Source organism: Thiohalocapsa halophila (genome assembly GCF_016583825.1).
Taxonomy (GTDB): Bacteria; Pseudomonadota; Gammaproteobacteria; order Chromatiales; family Chromatiaceae; genus Thiohalocapsa; species Thiohalocapsa halophila.
Window position 1 is genome coordinate 1 of sequence record NZ_NRRV01000214.1, and the last position, 990, is coordinate 990.

A 990-nucleotide genomic window follows, 5' to 3' on the forward strand; every position below is an offset into this window, starting at 1 on the left:
CCTCGGGTTATGGGTAGGCAGGATCTCGTCCGTGTCGGTGAGCAGATGGAGCTCGAGACGCTTAGCATCTCGACCCTTTTCGGCCAGCAGCTGCCGGAGCCGATACTGGACCGCCAGGATCATTTCCACACCGCCCGCGCCGCCACCGACGACGCCGATTCGCGTGGTCCCGATGCTCGCTTCCGAGCGCCCTAGAACCCGCGCGCACATTCTCTCCCAATGCGCGACAAACTGATCGATAGGCTTGACGGGCACCACATGATCGGCGGCGCCAGGGACATCGACGGTCACCGGGGCCGAGCCGATGTTGACAGACGCGACATCAAAGGAGACTGCCGGTCGATGACGGCACACCACAAGCTGTTTGTCGAAGTCGAAGCCTGTCGCCTCGTCGTTGTAAAACCGCGCGCCCGCAAAACGGGCCAGCCTGTTCAAATCGACGTGCGCGTCGTCGAAGGCGTAGTGGCCGGCAATCAAACCCGGAAGCATGCCCGAGTATGGCGTCATCACGTCCTTGCAGATCAGGGTCAGCCGAACCCCGGCTAGGGGTCTCATCCCGAACCGACGCAACACGCCGACATGGCTGTGGCCGCCGCCGATGAGCACGAGGTCTTTGAGGATGGGTGTGTTGTTCTTCTGCACGCGTCGCTCGCCCTGTTGGAACCTGCCGCTCAACCCGCGACGAAGCCGACTCCGACCGCCAGCCCCTTCGGCAACAAGGGCCGCGGTGAGGCATCCCGTGAGCCTCTCACTGAGCGACCGCATCAATTGTGAGATCCGGGCTCGGGAATCCGCAATTGCTTGGGGACCGGGTGTATCCTAGCATCGTTTCCGAGCGGCAGATCGTGCCGTCGCCGCCCTCTGCCAGGCGTGGCATCGCCGATCTGCGAAGCTGCACGAGCGCGCGCAACCGTCTATCGCAATGGCAAGAATCAGCCTGATCACCCCCGCCAAGCAACAATCCCGAGCCGGCAACCGCACTACTGCTGT

At 63.2% G+C, this 990-nt stretch carries 1 protein-coding gene; it reads right to left on the reverse strand.

Annotated elements, in window-relative coordinates; all coding sequences use genetic code 11:
* On the reverse strand, nucleotides 1-642 hold a 642-nt coding region (locus CKO31_RS26060; protein WP_200243822.1), incomplete at its 3' end, for an FAD-dependent oxidoreductase.
* Between the last annotated feature and the right edge of the window lie 348 nt (nucleotides 643-990).